We start from the raw sequence: 15,389 nt of genomic DNA on the forward strand, positions 1-15,389 counted from the left end.
ACAGAACCGCCAGGTAACACCGGGTTCACATTCGAGCAATGATCGGGAAATCGCCTGTTGACAGGCTGCCGGGCAACACCGAGGCGCCCCAGTGCCGTAGCGCCGCTGCACCCGCAAGTGCGCCCGACCCACCCGAAGGATGTGGCCCGTGACCTTCAAGGCTGAGTACATCTGGATCGACGGCACCGAGCCGACGGCCAAGCTGCGTTCGAAGACGAAGATCATCGCGGGCGCCCCCGCCGGTCTCGACGCGCTGCCGATCTGGGGCTTCGACGGGTCCTCCACGAACCAGGCCGAGGGGCACTCCTCGGACCGTGTACTGAAGCCGGTCTTCACCTGCCCGGACCCGATCCGCGGCGGCGACGACGTCCTCGTCCTGTGCGAGGTCCTGGACATCGACTTCACCCCGCACTCCTCCAACACCCGCGCCGCGCTGGCCGAGGTCGCCGGGAAGTTCGCCGCGCAGGAGCCGATCTTCGGCATCGAGCAGGAGTACACCTTCTTCGACGGCGCCCGTCCGCTGGGCTTCCCCGAGGGCGGCTTCCCGGCCCCGCAGGGCGGCTACTACTGCGGTGTCGGCGCCGACGAGATCTTCGGCCGCGAGATCGTCGAGGCCCACCTGGACAACTGCCTCAAGGCGGGCCTGGCGATCTCCGGCATCAACGCCGAGGTCATGCCCGGCCAGTGGGAGTTCCAGGTCGGCCCGGTCTCCCCGCTGGAGGTCTCCGACCACCTGTGGGTGGCCCGCTGGCTGCTCTACCGCACCGCCGAGGACTTCGGCATCTCCGCCACCCTCGACCCCAAGCCGGTCAAGGGCGACTGGAACGGCGCCGGCGCGCACACCAACTTCTCCACCAAGGCGATGCGCGAAGGCTACGACGCGATCATCACCGCGTGCGAGTCGCTCGGCGAGGGCTCCAAGCCGCTCGACCACGTCAAGAACTACGGCGCCGGCATCGACGACCGCCTGACCGGCCTGCACGAGACCGCCCCGTGGAACGAGTACTCCTACGGCGTCTCCAACCGCGGCGCCTCGGTCCGCATCCCGTGGCAGGTCGAGAAGGACGGCAAGGGCTACATCGAGGACCGCCGTCCGAACGCCAACGTCGACCCGTACCTGGTGACCCGGCTGATCGTCGACACCTGCTGCACCGCCCTGGAGAAGGCCGCCCAGGTCTGATCCGCGCGGTTCTCGTGGGGGGCGTCCACCGCCGGCGGTGGACGCCCCCCACGGCGTTGTCGGCGGCGCGTGTCATGGTGGGCGCGTGGAGACCGAGGAGCAGCTCGCCGTCAACGCCCGTACGGAAGACGGGCGGAGGTATCTGTGGAGCACGCCGGACGGGCTGCGCGAGGCGGTGCGCGGGCTCGGCCCGGCCGGCAACCGCTTCCTGGTCGTCCAGCGCGTCCGGGACCTGCCGCGGGAGTTCGCGCAGGTCTGGCACGAGGAGGACGGCGACTACCGCCTCGAACACCGGCGCGGTGCCGACGAGTTCGCCGGTACGAACCTCGACGACCCGGACCGGGTGGCCCGGCTGCTGGCCGGCTGGGCGCGCCGGGACGACGGCTGGGACGCGGGTATCGCCTGGGAACCGGTCCCGCTGCCGCCGACCGCACCGGCCCCCGCGCTCCCGGCCGACGTGGCGGCCCGCGCCGAGAACCTGGTGCGCGCCCTGCTGCGGGACGGTTACCTGGGCATCGACGGGCTGGTCCGGGAGACCGTCGAACTGATGGCGGACGAGGGCCCGGACGACACCGCACCCCTCTCCGCGGCCCAGGCCCGCGAGCTCGTGGAGCGGCTCTGGGTGGCCCGGGTGGCCGAGCAGCGGGCCTGGACCGGGCCGACCGACCCGGAGCGGCTGAGCCGGGCGTTCACCGCGCTGGAGCGCGAAGGCGTCGTCGCCCGCGAGGACTTCACCTGCTGCCGGTCCTGCGGCACGGCGGAGATCGGCGCCGAGGCCGAGGACGCGGGCGGCGCCCGGGGCTTCGTCTTCTTCCACCGACAGAGCACCCGCTCTGCCGCCGAGGGCCACGGCCTGAGCCTCCACTACGGCGGCTTCGACGGCTCCGCGGAGACGACCGCCGCGGTCGGCCGCGAGGTGACCGCCGCCCTCACCGCCGCCGGGCTGTCCGCAGTGTGGGACGGCGATCCGGCCAAGGCGATCGAACTCACCTCACTGACCTGGCACAAACGCCTGGTCGGCTGAGACGGGCGGGGTCGGGATCCCGTCACGGAGGCGTCCAAGCAGTGAGAGGAGGGTCCTGTTTCCGGGCCGTGTCTGCTTCAATGGGCGCATGGCCGGCTATCAGAGGTGCAGCGCGACGGGGCGCCATGACCTCGAGCCCTTCTGGCCTTCCCGTCAGCACCACGACTTCGACCGGGTGTGTTGCCGCGTGAGGAACGCGCGGGCCCTCTAAAGCCGTACACCCCGGCCTTCGGCCAGCGCGGAACGCAGAACGTCCCGGCGCGCCCGACCACGAATCGCGGCCGTCGTCCCGACCGACGAACTCCTCGCGCGAAAGAGCTGACGTCTCATGGCGACCACTCCTTCCCTCTCCCCCGCCTCCGCCCCCTCCGCCGCCCGGCACCGGCTGCGTGCCGTCGACCGGGACGAGGTGGTGGACATGACGGACTTCCTGCCGCCGGGCGCCACCTGGCTGCCCGCCCCGCAGCACACCCTGCCCGCCCTCCCGGGCCGGCCTCCGATGATCGGCTACCTGGTGCTGGTCCCGGCGGACCAGCGGCCGCCGTTCCTGCCGGTCGCGGTGCCGGACGCCGAGGACGAGGCCGACCTGCCCGGCGCCCCGGCCGCGGACGGCACCCGGCCGCTGGTCACCGTCGACCCCGTGCAGCGCACCGCACAGGTCGACGGGCGCGAACTCGACCTCACCTACCTGGAGTTCGAGCTGCTCGCCCACCTGGTCGCGCACCCCAACCGGGTGCACACCCGCGACCAGCTGGTCACCACGGTCTGGGGCTACGGCCACGTCGGCGACGGCCGTACCGTCGACGTCCATGTCGCCCGGCTGCGCCGCAAGCTCGGCGCGGAGCACCGCAGGACCATCCAGACTGTCCGCCGGGTCGGCTACAAGTACACCCCGCCGGCCGGCCGCTGACGGACGGCTCTGCCCTCGGCAGAGTCCCGTTCCCCCTGGCGCCGCTTCCGGGCACGATCACCGGCATGAGACTTCTGGTGCTGGGTGGTTCGGAGTTCGTGGGGCGGGCCGTGGTGGCGGCGGCGCTGGGACGCGGCTGGGAGGTGACCGTCCTCAACCGGGGACGGCACCGGCCCCCGCCGGGCGTACGGGCCCTGACCGGAGACCGGACCGTGCCCGGCGGTCTCGCCGCGCTCGCCGACGGCACCACGTGGGACGCGGTCGTCGACACCTGGTCGGCCGCGCCCCGCGCGGTGCGCGAGACGGCACGGCTGCTGCGCGGCCGCGCCGGACGGTACGCGTACGTGTCGAGCTGCTCGGTCTACGCGTGGCCGCGCCCCGCGGACTCCGCCGAGGACGCGGCCCTGGTGACCGGGGCCGCGCCGGACGCCGGGCAGACCGACTACGCACGGGACAAGCGCGGCGGCGAGCTGGCCGCCGTGGAGTCCTTCGGCGCGGACGGCTCGCTGCTGGTACGGGCGGGGCTGATCCTCGGACCGTACGAGAACGTCGGCCGGCTGCCGTGGTGGCTCAACCGGATCGCCCGGGGCGGCCCGGTGCTGGCACCGGGCCCGCGCGACCTGCCCGTCCAGTTCGTGGACGCGCGTGATCTCGCCGAGTGGACGCTGAGCGCGGTCGAGCGGGACCTGTCGGGGCCGTACAACCTGGTCGGGCCGGCCGGGCGGACCACGATGGGCGCGCTCCTGAAGGCCTGCCGCCGGGTCACCGGCTCGGCCGCGGAGCTGCGCTGGACCGACCCCGACGTGATCCTCGCCGCCGGGATCGAACCGTGGGTCCAGCTGCCGGTGTGGCTGCCGCCGGGCAGCGAGTCGTACGACGCGCTGCACCGCGTGGACGTGGAGCGGGCGGTCGGGACGGGACTGGTGTGCCGGTCCGCCGAGGAGACCGTGGCGGACACCTGGCGGTGGCTGCGCGAGACCGGCGGCGAGGCGCCGACGCGACCGGACTGGCCGGCCGTCGGGCTGGACCCCGTCGTCGAGGCGAGGGTGCTCGGCCTGCCGGCGGAGGGGCCGTGACCGATCCGCGGCCCGGTGCGGGTCCGCCGCGCGGTTCGCCGCGCCCCTGACGGGTCACGGCGGTCCCCGGGGGTGTACCTGGCACCACCCCCCGGGACGGGGCCTTGGGCCAGTGACCCGTGGCGCGGGGGTCGGAGAGACTGGCGCCATGACGACGAACACGAACAGCGGGGGCTTCCGTGACAGGACGCGGGAGGTCGTGCTTGCCGCCGTGCGGGGGCTGGTGCTGGCGCTGGTGATGCCGGCGCTCTCGATCATCTGCTTCGTCCTGACGGCGGTCTCCGTCGCGCTGATCCCGGCCGGCCTCGGCATCCTCACCACCCCGGCGGTCCTTGGCGGCGTGCGGGAGGTGGCCGACGTGCGGCGGCGGCTCGCCGACGAGTGGTGCGGGATGCGGATCAGGTCCGCGTACCGGCCGCTGCCCGCGAGCGCCAACCCGTGGACCCGCACCCTCGCGCTGCTCCGGGACCCGCAGGTCGGGCGGGACGTGCTGTGGCTGCTCGCGGACATGACGGCCGGGTTCGCGACCGCGCTGCTGCCGGCGCTGCTCGTGTTCTATCCGGTGCAGGGGTTCGCGGTGGCCGCCGGGCTGTGGCGGGTGCTGGGGGACGGCTACTGGTACGGCTTCGTGCCGGTCACCGGTCAGGGCACCGCGTTCGCCGCCGCCGGGCTCGGCGCGGTCATCCTCGTCGCCGGATACCGCTGGGCGCCGGCCCTGCTGACCGCGCACTTCAGGCTCACCCGCGCGGTCCTCGCGCCCGGCCAGGGCGAACTCACCGAGCGGGTGCGGGTGCTGACCGAGACCCGCAAGGACGCGGTGGACACCTCGGCGGCCGAACTGCGGCGCATCGAGCGGGACCTGCACGACGGCGCGCAGGCCCGGCTGGTCGCCATGGGCATGGACCTGGGGACCGTCGAGATGCTGCTGGACAAGGACCCCGAGCAGGCGCGGCAGTTGCTCGCGCGGACCCGGCAGGCGTCCGTGGAGGCCCTGGGCGAGCTGCGCGACCTGGTGCGGGGCATCCATCCGCCGGTGCTCGCCGAGCGCGGACTCGGGGACGCCGTACGGGCGTTGGCGCTGCGGCTGCCGGTGCCCACGGAGGTGACGGTGGACCTGCCCGGCCGGGCGGACGCGCCGGTGGAGTCGGCCGCGTACTTCGCGGTGAGCGAGGTGCTGACCAACGCGGTCAAGCACTCCGGCGCCGACCGGATCTGGGTGGACGTGCACCACGTCCCGGACGGCACGGGCATGCTGCGGATCTCGGTCACCGACCACGGCAGGGGCGGCGCGGTGATCGGCGCCGGGTCGGGCCTGGCCGGCGTGGAGCGGCGGCTCGGTACATTCGACGGCGTCCTGGCCGTCAGCAGCCCCGCGGGCGGTCCCACCATGGTCACCATGGAGATTCCGTGCGCGTTGTCCTAGCCGAAGACCTGTTCCTGCTCCGCGACGGGCTGGTGCGGCTGCTGGAGGCCTACGGCTTCGAGATCGCCGCCGCCGTCGAGACCGGCCCCGAACTCGCCCGCGCCCTGGCCGAACTGGAACCGGACGTGGCCGTGGTCGACGTACGGCTGCCGCCCACGCACACCGACGAGGGGCTGCAGTGCGCGCTCACCGCGCGCCGGGACCGGCCGGGGCTGCCGGTGCTGGTGCTCTCCCAGCACGTGGAGCAGCTGTACGCGCGGGAGCTGCTGGCCGACGGCAGCGGCGGGGTGGGGTATCTGCTGAAGGACCGGGTGTTCGACGCCGAGCAGTTCGTGGACGCGGTGCGGCGGGTCGCGGCGGGCGGTACGGCGATGGATCCGCAGGTGATCCAGCAGCTGCTGTCCCGGCGGGCCGGCGACCGGCCCCTGGAGGCCTTGACACGACGGGAGCTGGAGGTCATGGAGCTGATGGCGCAGGGCCGTTCGAACGCGGCGATCGCCGGCCAGCTCGTGGTGACGGAACGGGCCATCGCCAAGCACACCTCCAACATCTTCACCAAACTGGGACTCGAAGTGTCGGACGATGACAATCGGCGCGTCCTGGCGGTGCTCGCGTATCTGGACCGCGACCGCTGATTTTCCAGAAGTCGCCCTGCTCAAACGGCAGTTGTGACCCAAGTCGGTAACAAGTCTCTGATGAATTCATGAGACGGCTGAACACCACTGAGGCGGCCTGCGTATGAGAGGGCGCCGCTTCACTCCTGTCGGGCGCCTCGATGCTGCCCCGCCAAGGAAGTCAGAGGAGTTCCATGGGACGCAACACACGCAAACGCCGTACGCCGCTGGCCACCAAGGCCATAGCCGCATCGGCGGCCCTAGTGCTCGGTGGGGGCGGGCTGCTTTGGGCACAGATGAACGCTTCTGCGCATGAGTCGAACAACTCGGCCCAGAACTACACCAAGGCCGCCGCCTCGTCGGTCGCGACGATCTCCTGCCCGGACGTCGGTCAGAAGCTGACCAACGTGCCGTGGAAGGCCAGGCAGGGGGTGGCGATGGAACTGGCGAAGCTCGACAAGCAGATCACCGAGGCCTACGCCCGTCTCGCCTCCACCCGGCAGGCCCAGGCGAACGACGCGAACTTCGTGCAGAACGCGATCGTCGGCCCCCTGAAGGAGAAGCGGGCGGCCACGATCGACCGGATCCGGATCGACATCACCCGGGTCGGCGGCAGGTTCGACAGCTCGCTGGCCCAGCTCGCCGCCTGCACCACCCAGGCCGCCAACCAGACCACCGCCGGCGGTGGCAACAACAACGGCGGCCAGAACAACGGCGGTCAGAACAACGGCGGCCAGAACAACGGCGGCCAGGCCACCGCGGCGCCGAGTGCCAGCGCCAGCGCGCCGGCCAACATCGGCGGGCAGGCGGGCAACGGCCCGGTCGCGGCCGACTTCGTGGACATCACGAGGGTCGCGCCGAACGTCCTGGCCAAGCCGCAGAAGCAGCGCACCGCCTCGACGGGCACCTTCACCACCCGCTGCGGCGTGAACGCCAACAAGAACCACAACACCGACAACGTCATCGTGGCGCCCGGCGTGGCCAACGGCGCGCACCACCTGCACGACTACGTCGGCAACCAGAAGGTCAACGCCTTCGCCACCAACGACTCGATGCTGGCGGCGCCGAGCTCCTGCCAGAACCAGAGCGACCTGTCGTCGTACTACTGGCCGGTCGTGCGCGTGCAGGACGGCTCGCAGGACTTCGACCAGAACTCGGACGGCGGTGGCAAGGAAGGCAACGTCGGCAAGATCCTGACCCCGCAGTCGGCCGAGATCAAGTACGTCGGCAGCCCGGCCGCCAAGGTCGTCGCGATGCCGCAGTTCCTGCGCATCATCACCGGTGACGCCAAGACCACGACCAACGGTCTGGCCAACGCCAACGCGCACTGGAGCTGCACCGGCTTCGAGAACAAGGTCCAGCTGACCGAGCAGTACCCGATCTGCCCGCGGGGCAGCAACGTGGTCCGGACGTTCGCCTTCCAGAGCTGCTGGGACGGCACCAACATCGACAGCGCCAACCACCGTACGCACGTGGCCTTCGCGGACCCGGCGAGCGGTGTCTGCGGCAACGGCTTCAAGGCCATCCCGCAGCTGACGATGCGCCTGGTCTACAAGATCACCCCGCCGACCCTGCAGAACGGCCAGGTGAAGAACGCCTACGCGGTGGACGGTTTCCCGGAGCAGCTGCACAAGGCGGCGACCGACCACGACGACTTCATCAGCGTCACCAAGAACAACCTGGCGGCGAAGATCGCCAACTGCATCAACTCCGGCCGCCGCTGCCAGTGAGCGGCAGGTAGCCGACAGCCGATAGCACGGAAGCGGGCGGTGGGATTCTCCCACCGCCCGCTTTCGTGTGCCCGCCGTCTCAGCCGGTGTGCTTGCTGTGGTCGGTGCCGATCTCCTCCTCGCCGCCCAGCGTGGTCTGCAGCGTCTTGACCACCACGTCGTCGCCGACGGCTACCCACTTGCGGCCGACGAGGTAGAAACCGCCGTAGTCCTTGGCGTCGTTGATCCACTCGCGCTGGCCGCGGTCGGTGGCGAAGGTGGCGAAGACGAACTTGCCCGCGGAGGTCTTGCAGATGGCCTGGCGGACCTCGTCGGAGTCGATCTGCATGTCCGGCGCGCACTTCACCTTGGCGGCCAGGCTCTCCAGGCTGCCGGTGGCGGCCACCGGGATCCTCGCCTCCGCGGTGCTGTCACCTGAGCCGCAGCCCGCCAGCGCCAGTACGGCCGCCGCGCCGGCCACGGCGAGCATCGGTCGGGTCACCCTCATCTGTTCCTCCGGTCGCGTCGCCGGCCCCGGACATGCCTTCGGGGCCCTCCCCTTCGATACGGCCGCGGAGCGCGAGACGCTCAAATCGAACGGGGGTCCAGGATGCCCCGGTCACCCGTGTGGCGGTGACCTACCAACGGTTCGCTCGTTCACCAGGACGTGCAGTCACAGGATGTAGCCCAGCGTCACGCAGCCGCCTCCACCGGAGCCCCGGGTCCGGCCGTCGATGTCGAGCAGGCCGAGGCCGCGCTCGTCGAGCACTACCCGCGTCTGGTCCGGCTCGCCTACCTGGTACTGCCCCCCGGCCTGCCCCGGGGCCGCCGCGTCCTGACCGCACACGCCCTGGTCCAGCGGGCCCTGCCCCGCGGGCGCAGGCCCGCCCCGGTGATCCCGGCCCAGACCCCCGGCCGGAACACCGACCCCGGATACGCCCTGGTCCGCCTCGAAGTGGTGCGTACGGCGCTGGAGGCGGGCCGGCCCCTGAAGCTCACGGCCTGGCCCAGGCGCGCCCAGCTGCCGTCCCTGTTCCCCCAGGTGTGGGGCCTGCGGCTGTTCCCGCGCTCCGGCGGCCCCGACGAACTCGCCCTGGACCAGCGCCTCGCCGCCCTGTCCGGCCCGGCCCGCGCCGCCTACGCCCTGCGCGGGCTCGAACAGCTCCCCGACGGCGACGTCCGCAGGATCCTGCGGACCGTCGGCGTCGAGCACGCGGACGGCGCGCTGGCCGACGCCAACGGCGTACCGGCCGAGTACCCGCTGCTCGACTCCGCCGAGTTCGACCCCTGCGCCCTGCAGGCCCGGCCCACCGACCTGATGCGGCGCCGCCGGCACACCAAGGCCGCGCTCGCCGCCGCCGCCGCGCTCGCGGTGTGCGGGGCGCTGGTCACGCTGCCGGGCGGCGGCTGGGGCGCGGACGGCGCGGCGGCGCCGGTGTACGCGCAGAACCCGGCCGCCCAGGCCGCCCTGGACCCGGCCCAGCTCACGAGGGTGCCGGCCGGCGCCTGGAAGACCGCCGCCCGCACCGACTTCTCCGCCTGGCCCGCCCGCGGCGCCCTCATCGGCGACACCGCGCTGCTGCGCCGGGCGCTCGCGGTCTGGGCCCGCCCCGGCGGGACCGTCCGCGTCTCGGCGACCCCGGGCACCCAGACCGGCGGCCCGGCGGGACCGCCCCAGCTGCTGTACGCGGGCGACGTCGACGCCGCCCGGGTGGTGATCTTCTACGACGGTCTGCGCATCGCCCGGTACGCGGAGCCGAAGGACGGCACCGCGGGCGCGGCCCTGGACTTCGCCCGCGTCGACGGGGCGTCCGGCGCCGAGGCGGACGCGCTGGTCCTCGGCCGTTCCGACGGCAACACCCGCTACCTGACGGCGCCCTGGGTGACCAAGGTGGCGGAACGGGACCTGCTGAAGCCGACCTCGGGCGCGATGGACCTCGGACTGACGGACGGGGTGGCCGCTCCGCTGGCGGGCTCCGCGCTCCAGCAGGGGTCGTGCACGTCGTGGAACGTGCTCCAGCTGACCGACGCGCAGGGCGTGCACCTCGCCACCGATCTGGGCGAGCTGGTGCCCGCCCTGCTCACCTCGGGCCGGCCCGGACACACCGAGGACGCCTCGGGCGCGCGGGCGCTGCGGGACTGGGCGCCGTTCGCCTGCTCGCTGTCCGCGGAGCGGTCCGCGGGGGTGCGCACCGTCAACGCCTGGGCGTTCGCGGAGCAGCCGCTGCCGGACGGGAGCGGCTCCGGGTCCTGGGTGTGCACGCGCGCGGAGACCTGGCGGGGCGACGGCGCGGTGTCGCTGGCCCAGTTCCGGACACCGGGCAGCCGGTACGGCGCGGTGGCGGCGAAGGGGTCCGACGTGACGGCGTGCGGTCCGCGGGATCCGCACGTGCTGGCCGGGGTGCTGTGGAAGTCCGGGGCCGGGCACTGGTACCTGCTGGCCGCGGGCGGCCGTGACACGGCGTCGGTGCGGGCCACCGGCGGGGTCACCGCGTCGGCCCAGGGCGCGCTGCTCACGGCCAGGGCCGAGCAGGGGGCGCGGGCCGACCTGACGGGGACGCTGGCGGACGGGAGCGGGATCAGCGGCCTGCGCTGAGGGTTCCCGGCCGCTCCGTCCCCGGTCCGGCCGCCGATCCTTGCTGACACATTCGTAAACAAGCACCGCCAGAGGTCTTCTCACACCGCTTACCCGTCAGTACATTGACGCCATGTCCAACAAGCAGCCGCACCCGGTGGCGTCCGAGCACATCACGCTCACGGCCCGCAACGTGTCCTTCGCCTGGCAGGACACCCCGCTGCACTGGGTGCCCGGCGACCCGCTCGCCACCCACACCATCAACGTGCTGCACCTGCTGCTGCCCGCCGGTGAGCGCTGGTTCGTGCACGTCTACAAGCAGGTGCTGCCGCTGATCCGCGACGAACGGCTGCGCGCCGACGTGGTCGGGTTCATCGGGCAGGAGGCGATGCACTCCCAGGCCCACGACGAGGTCCTGCCCCACCTCAAGGAACTGGGACTCGACCCGACGCCGTACACCGCGCAGGTGGACTGGTTCTTCGAGAAGCTGCTGGGCGACCGCACGCTGCCGCCCGGCCGGGCCCGGCGCTGGTGGCTCCTCGAACGGGTCGCGCTGATCGCGGCCATCGAGCACTACACCGCCTTCCTCGGCGACTGGGTGCTCAACGCCGGCGAACTGGACCGGCGCGGCGCCGATCCGACCATGCTGGACCTGCTGCGCTGGCACGGCGCCGAGGAGGTCGAACACCGGTCGGTCGCCTTCGACCTGTTCCAGCACCTGGACGGCGGCTACCGGCGGCGGGTGCGGACCTGGGCGACGGCGTTCACGGCGATCGTGTTCCTGTGGCAGCGCGGCGCCCGCTTCTTCATGGCCAACGACCCGACGCTCACGGACGGCCGCGCCCGGTTCCGGGACTTCCACCGGGCCGGCCGGCACGGCACGCTGCCCGCCACCGGCGACATGCTCCGGTCCATCCCGAGGTACCTGAGCCGCGACTACCACCCCTCCCAGGAGGGCTCCACCGCCCAGGCGGTCGCCTACCTCGCCTCCTCCCCCGCCGCGCTGGCCGCGGAGCACGCAGAGAACGGGGCCCGGTGATGCCGCGGCTGCGGACCGCCGTCGCGCTCGCGGGCGCCGCGCTGCTCGTCCACCGGGCCGTGCGACGCCGCATCGAGGCCTCCCCGCTGTGGCCCATGCCGGCCCTGGACCCGCCGACCTCCGGACGGCCGCGCTCGCGGGCGCTGCGGCTGCGGGTCGCCGCGCGCGAGACGGTCGCGGACGGTGTCGTGCAACTGCGCCTGGAGGGCGAGCGGTTGCCGGGCTGGGAGCCCGGCGCGCACCTCGACGTGGTGCTGCCATCGGGACTGGTCCGGCAGTACTCGCTGTGCGGGGACCCGGCGGACGCCTCGTCGTACACGATCGCCGCCCGGCTGGTCGCGGACGGGCGCGGCGGTTCCCGCGAGGTGCACGAGCGGGTGACCGAGGGCATGGAGCTGGAGGTGCGCGGGCCGCGCAACCGTTTCCCGCTCGCCGGGGCCGACTCCTACGTCTTCGTCGCGGGCGGCATCGGCATCACGCCGATCCTGTCGATGGTGCGGGCCCTGCCGCCGGGCGCGCGGTGGCGGCTGCTGTACTGCGGGCGGAGCCGGGCGTCGATGCCGTTCGTGGCGGAACTGGCCGGGGACGAGCGGGTCACGGTCGTCGCCGAGGACGAGGACGGCCGCCCGGACCTGGACGCGCTGACGGTGCCGGACGGCGCGCTGGTGTACTGCTGCGGTCCGCAGGGGCTGATGGCGGCGGTGCAGGAGCGGTTCCCCGCCGTCCGGCTGGAACGCTTCGGGCCGTCCGCCGGCGGCGCGGACGACCAGGCGTTCGAGCTGGAACTGCGGCGCAGCGGACGGACGTTGACGGTGCCGGCCGACTCGACCGTGCTGGCCGCGGTGCGGGCGGAGCTGCCCGACACCGCGTACTCCTGCGCCCAGGGGTTCTGCGGGACCTGCCAGCAGCGGGTGCTGGCCGGCGAGGTGGACCACCGGGACGAGCTGCTGACGGACGCGGAGCGTGCCGACTCGATGCTGATCTGCGTATCCCGCGCGCACGGGGGGAGACTCGTGCTGGATCTGTGAACGCCCGTGGCGGGTCAGGTCCGTGGGAGGCCGGATCCGATCGGTAAGGTGTTCGTATGAGTACCGGGGTACGCCGCAGATTGGGAGTCGAGGAGCGGCGGCAGCAGTTGATCGGCGTCGCCCTCGAACTGTTCAGCCGCCGATCGCCCGACGAGGTCTCGATAGACGAGATAGCGTCGGCCGCGGGCATCTCGCGGCCGCTCGTCTACCACTACTTCCCCGGCAAACTCAGCCTGTACGAGGCCGCGTTGAAGCGTGCCTCGGAGGATCTCGCGGGACGCTTCGCCGAGCCGCACGAGGGTCCGCTCGGGTCGCGGCTGCTGCGGGTGATGCGGCGCTTCTTCGACTTCGTCGACGAACACGGCCCCGGTTTCGCCGCGTTGATGCGCGGTGGTCCGGCGGTCGGCTCGTCCGCGACCAACGCGCTCATCGACTCCGTACGGCAGGCCGCCTACGAGCAGATCCTCGCGCACCTCGACGTCGCCGAGGCACCGGTCCGGCTGGAACTGGTCATCCGGTCCTGGATCTCCCTGGCCGAGTCGACCGCGCTGCTCTGGCTGGACGGCCGGCGCATCCCGCGTGCCGAGCTGGAGATCCAGCTCGTGCACGACTTCGCGGCGCTGGCCGCCGTCAGCGCCGCCCACGACGAGGAGATGAGCGCCCTGCTGAAGCGGATGGTCAAGGACGAGCCGGGCGACGGCCCGTTCGCGGACCTGGCCGTCCGGCTGCTGTCGCTGGCGGGCTGACCGAGCGGCGCCGGGGCCGGACGCTCAGCCCTCGTACTTCCGGTACGACGGGTCCAGGTCCCGGACCTCCGCGGAGGCGTGCAGGACGAAACCGTCGGACTTCAGGTGGTCCCGCAGCAGGTCCAGGGTGGTCTCGGTCAGCTTGGCCTTCGTCTCCTCGGAACGGCCGGCCAGCAGCCCGAAGGTGATGTGCACGATGACGTGCGCGCCCTCCTGGTCGTAGCCGTACGCCGAGGCGTCGGCGGCGCGGAACAGCGTCTTGCAGGCCTCGGGCCGGGCCGCCGCGATCTCGACGACGGCGGTGTGCAGGGCCCTGGCGAAGCCCTCCCGGTCGAAGCCGGCGTCCGCGGCGGGAGAGTAGTCGACGGTGATCTGCGGCATGGAGCCCTCCTGGTCGGCCTGAACTGGGCCTCAGACTAGTCGGCCAGGCGCAGGGCCAGCAGGGCGACGTCGTCCTCGCGGTCGCGGGCGAAGCAGGCCAGGAGGGTGTCGCACAGGGCCTCCAGGCCGGGCAGCGCGCCGACGGCGGCGGCGCGCAGGTGTTCCATCGAGACCGTGAGGTCGGTGCCGCGGGTCTCGATCAGGCCGTCGGTGACCATGAGGAGCCGGTCGGCGGGCCCGAGGACCAGTTCGGTGGGCGGCGGGTGCGGCAGGCCCACGCCGAGCAGCGGTCCGGACGCCTTGACGTACTCGGCGCTGCCGTCCTCGCCCAGTATCAGCGGCGGGATGTGCCCGGCGTTGGCGATCCGGGTCCGTCCGGTGCCGGGGTCGATCAGGGCCAGGCAGACGGTGGCCGTGACCTCGGTGTGGTAGTGCTGGAGCAGCCGGTCGAGCCGGTCGGCGAGCGCGGCCGGGTCGCTCTCCGCCAGGCAGTAGGCGCGCAGCGCGTGCCGCAGTTCGACCATGACGGTGGCCGCCTCGAGCGAGTGCCCGACGACGTCCCCCACCGCGGTGAGCACGCCGTCGCCGACCGGTACCGCGGCGTAGAAGTCGCCGCCGATCTCGGTCTCCTGGGAGGCGGGCTCGTAGCGCACCGCTATGTCGACGCCCGGCAGGTCGGGCAGTTGGTGCGGCCGGGGCAGGAAGCTGTGCTGGAGGGTGAGGGCGACGTGCCGCTCCATCTGGTACATGAGCAGCGGTTCGGCGGCCAGCGCGGTGGCCTGGGCCAGCTGGGCGAGCAGCGCCTCGTTCTCGGGGCTGACCCGGCGCCGGCCGCGGGTGGGGGTGGCCAGGCAGACCGGGACCTGGCCGTCCTGGGTGAGGACGAGCGTCAGCCGGGCGTCGTGCTGCACTCCGGGCCGGAAGAACCCGGTGGGCCACAGCGGTGCCGGCACGGTGGTGATCCGGACCCCGGACTGGCCCCGGGTGAGCCGCCGCAGCAGCCCGGCGACGTCCCGGTGGGCGCCCTCGTCGGGCAGGGCGAGGGAGGTGCGCCCCCGGCTCAGGCCGCGGTACAGCTGGTCGTCGCGGTCGAGGAAGAAGACGGCGGCGGGGCAGCCGAGCAGCCGGGCGGCGCCGTCCGCGGCCGCGTCGGCCAGTTCGTGCAGCGAGCGCGCCGACTGGATGGTGACAATGGTCTCCGACAGCTGCCGCAGCCGCCGCACCAGGGCCTGGTCGTCGGCGCGGAGCCGGGCGGAGCGGACCGCGGCGCGGACGGCGGCCTCGATGTCCTCCGGTTCGGCGGGCACGGTCAGGTAGGCCTCGGCGCCCGTCTCGAGGCCCGGACAGCGGTCCGCCGGGACGACGGACAGGGCGGAGAAGTGCACGACGGGCAGCCCGGCCATGTGGGGCCGTTCCTTGAGCCGGCGGCACAGCTCGAAGCCGCTCATGTCCGGCAGGTGCACGTCGACGAGCGCCACGTCGGGCAGCCGGCCCTTGCGCAGCCGTACGTCGAGTTCGGCGAGCGCCTCGTGGCCGCGGGCGACCGGGACGACCTCGTGACCGGCCCGGCGCAGCACGGTACCCATCGCGTACCGGCTCGCGGCCTCGTCGTCCACGATCAGCACGGTGGTGTCGGTGAGGTTGCCGTTGACGTCCAATTGACCAGCCCCTGGGCAACGCCGGT

General features: G+C 73.1%; 14 protein-coding genes. 11 read left to right on the forward strand and 3 right to left on the reverse strand.

Annotated elements, in window-relative coordinates:
* Positions 1-148: 148 nt before the first annotated feature.
* From glnII to ACIQOE_RS02355, 7 genes are all read left to right on the forward strand, one after another.
* Positions 149-1,180 (forward strand): glutamine synthetase, encoded by a 1,032-nt coding sequence (gene glnII, locus ACIQOE_RS02325; RefSeq protein ID WP_351325371.1) that lies wholly within the window; start codon positions 149-151, stop codon positions 1,178-1,180.
* 85 nt (positions 1,181-1,265) lie between these two features.
* Entirely contained in the window at positions 1,266-2,204 is a 939-nt protein-coding gene (locus ACIQOE_RS02330; RefSeq protein WP_401409070.1) for a DUF6891 domain-containing protein, read from the forward strand.
* 328 nt (positions 2,205-2,532) lie between these two features.
* Positions 2,533-3,114 carry a winged helix-turn-helix domain-containing protein gene (locus tag ACIQOE_RS02335; protein WP_365569891.1) on the forward strand — a complete coding sequence of 194 codons (582 nt, stop codon included), beginning with the start codon at positions 2,533-2,535 and terminating at the stop codon, positions 3,112-3,114.
* Between the two features lie 65 nt (positions 3,115-3,179).
* Positions 3,180-4,190, forward strand: coding sequence for an NAD-dependent epimerase/dehydratase family protein (locus tag ACIQOE_RS02340; protein ID WP_401409073.1), 1,011 nt, complete (start codon positions 3,180-3,182; stop codon positions 4,188-4,190).
* Between the two features lie 148 nt (positions 4,191-4,338).
* Complete coding sequence (locus ACIQOE_RS02345; protein WP_365569885.1) at positions 4,339-5,613, forward strand: sensor domain-containing protein; 1,275 nt, start codon at positions 4,339-4,341, stop codon at positions 5,611-5,613.
* Positions 5,598-6,248, forward strand: a complete 651-nt coding sequence (locus tag ACIQOE_RS02350) for a response regulator transcription factor (RefSeq protein WP_351325743.1) — start codon at positions 5,598-5,600, stop codon at positions 6,246-6,248. Before ACIQOE_RS02345 ends, ACIQOE_RS02350 begins: the two co-directional genes overlap by 16 nt.
* Before the next feature lie 173 nt (positions 6,249-6,421).
* Positions 6,422-7,957 carry a DUF1996 domain-containing protein gene (locus tag ACIQOE_RS02355; protein ID WP_401409077.1) on the forward strand — a complete coding sequence of 512 codons (1,536 nt, stop codon included), beginning with the start codon at positions 6,422-6,424 and terminating at the stop codon, positions 7,955-7,957.
* 79 nt (positions 7,958-8,036) lie between these two features.
* Here ACIQOE_RS02355 and ACIQOE_RS02360 read toward each other — a convergent pair whose 3' ends face one another.
* Positions 8,037-8,444 (reverse strand): hypothetical protein, encoded by a 408-nt coding sequence (locus ACIQOE_RS02360; RefSeq protein ID WP_351941683.1) that lies wholly within the window; start codon positions 8,442-8,444, stop codon positions 8,037-8,039.
* Between the two features lie 159 nt (positions 8,445-8,603).
* Here ACIQOE_RS02360 and ACIQOE_RS02365 point away from each other — a divergent pair, with 159 nt between their 5' ends.
* From ACIQOE_RS02365 to ACIQOE_RS02380, 4 genes are all read left to right on the forward strand, one after another.
* A complete protein-coding gene (locus tag ACIQOE_RS02365; RefSeq protein WP_401409080.1) occupies positions 8,604-10,532 on the forward strand; it encodes a hypothetical protein in 1,929 nt (642 codons plus the stop codon).
* 112 nt (positions 10,533-10,644) lie between these two features.
* Complete coding sequence (locus ACIQOE_RS02370) at positions 10,645-11,550, forward strand: metal-dependent hydrolase (protein WP_351325736.1); 906 nt, start codon at positions 10,645-10,647, stop codon at positions 11,548-11,550.
* A complete protein-coding gene (locus tag ACIQOE_RS02375) occupies positions 11,550-12,578 on the forward strand; it encodes a PDR/VanB family oxidoreductase (RefSeq protein WP_365561874.1) in 1,029 nt (342 codons plus the stop codon). Before ACIQOE_RS02370 ends, ACIQOE_RS02375 begins: the two co-directional genes overlap by 1 nt.
* Positions 12,579-12,634: 56 nt before the next feature.
* Entirely contained in the window at positions 12,635-13,324 is a 690-nt protein-coding gene (locus tag ACIQOE_RS02380; RefSeq protein WP_351325733.1) for a TetR/AcrR family transcriptional regulator, read from the forward strand.
* Positions 13,325-13,348: 24 nt separating this feature from the next.
* Here ACIQOE_RS02380 and ACIQOE_RS02385 read toward each other — a convergent pair whose 3' ends face one another.
* Positions 13,349-13,705, reverse strand: coding sequence for an isomerase (locus ACIQOE_RS02385; RefSeq protein ID WP_351325731.1), 357 nt, complete (start codon positions 13,703-13,705; stop codon positions 13,349-13,351).
* A gap of 35 nt (positions 13,706-13,740) precedes the next feature.
* Complete coding sequence (locus ACIQOE_RS02390; protein ID WP_401409085.1) at positions 13,741-15,363, reverse strand: SpoIIE family protein phosphatase; 1,623 nt, start codon at positions 15,361-15,363, stop codon at positions 13,741-13,743.
* Positions 15,364-15,389 lie beyond the last annotated feature (26 nt).

The organism is Streptomyces sp. NPDC091282 (assembly GCF_044757385.1).
In the GTDB taxonomy this organism is placed as follows: domain Bacteria; phylum Actinomycetota; class Actinomycetes; order Streptomycetales; family Streptomycetaceae; genus Streptomyces; species Streptomyces gramineus.

Coding starts and splice junctions, on each gene's coding strand:
- ACIQOE_RS02335 (WP_365569891.1), top strand. CDS start 2,533: ATGGCGACCACTCCTTCCCTCTCCCCCGCCTCCGCCCCCTCCGCCGCC.
- ACIQOE_RS02340 (WP_401409073.1), top strand. CDS start 3,180: ATGAGACTTCTGGTGCTGGGTGGTTCGGAGTTCGTGGGGCGGGCCGTG.
- ACIQOE_RS02345 (WP_365569885.1), top strand. CDS start 4,339: ATGACGACGAACACGAACAGCGGGGGCTTCCGTGACAGGACGCGGGAG.
- ACIQOE_RS02355 (WP_401409077.1), top strand. CDS start 6,422: ATGGGACGCAACACACGCAAACGCCGTACGCCGCTGGCCACCAAGGCC.
- ACIQOE_RS02360 (WP_351941683.1), bottom strand. CDS start 8,444: ATGAGGGTGACCCGACCGATGCTCGCCGTGGCCGGCGCGGCGGCCGTA.
- ACIQOE_RS02370 (WP_351325736.1), top strand. CDS start 10,645: ATGTCCAACAAGCAGCCGCACCCGGTGGCGTCCGAGCACATCACGCTC.
- ACIQOE_RS02375 (WP_365561874.1), top strand. CDS start 11,550: ATGCCGCGGCTGCGGACCGCCGTCGCGCTCGCGGGCGCCGCGCTGCTC.
- ACIQOE_RS02380 (WP_351325733.1), top strand. CDS start 12,635: ATGAGTACCGGGGTACGCCGCAGATTGGGAGTCGAGGAGCGGCGGCAG.
- ACIQOE_RS02385 (WP_351325731.1), bottom strand. CDS start 13,705: ATGCCGCAGATCACCGTCGACTACTCTCCCGCCGCGGACGCCGGCTTC.